The sequence below is a fragment of the Gilvimarinus gilvus genome (assembly GCF_030518155.1).
GTDB lineage: Bacteria > Pseudomonadota > Gammaproteobacteria > Pseudomonadales > Cellvibrionaceae > Gilvimarinus > Gilvimarinus gilvus.
Genome location: NZ_JAULRU010000317.1, coordinates 1 through 366 on the forward strand (window position 1 = coordinate 1; position 366 = coordinate 366).

A 366-nucleotide genomic window follows, 5' to 3' on the forward strand; every position below is an offset into this window, starting at 1 on the left:
CCCCCTACCTGTCCGCGACCAGCTCGGGCCTGACCTACCTGACCGAGCGCTTCAAGGACTTCCCCCATGGCGTGCACATCACCCTGCAGGGTGTGCCACGCTCGGTACTGGCCGAGTACGCCGAGTCGCATCTGTAAAACCCTGTCGCCGGGCAGCCCGCTGCCCGGCATCTCCACGAGTGTGTTCATACAGCGGCCAGACCTGCCGACACATACCTCTGCTCAAACCTGACCCACAGGTTTACACTGCAGGCTCCCTTCACAGGAGCAGAGCAGTGCTGACACATCTTGATTCCCAGGGGCGGGCCAACATGGTCGACGTCACTGAAAAGGCCGTGACCGAGCGCGAGGCCACCGCCGAGGCGCG

1 protein-coding gene is annotated in these 366 nt (G+C 63.9%); it reads right to left on the reverse strand.

Annotation, left to right across the window (positions count from 1 at the left end; translation table 11 throughout):
* The coding region (locus QWI17_RS05020; RefSeq protein ID WP_302721411.1) for a hypothetical protein at nt 1-188 on the reverse strand (188 nt) is incomplete at its 3' end.
* Nucleotides 189-366: the final 178 nt, after the last annotated feature.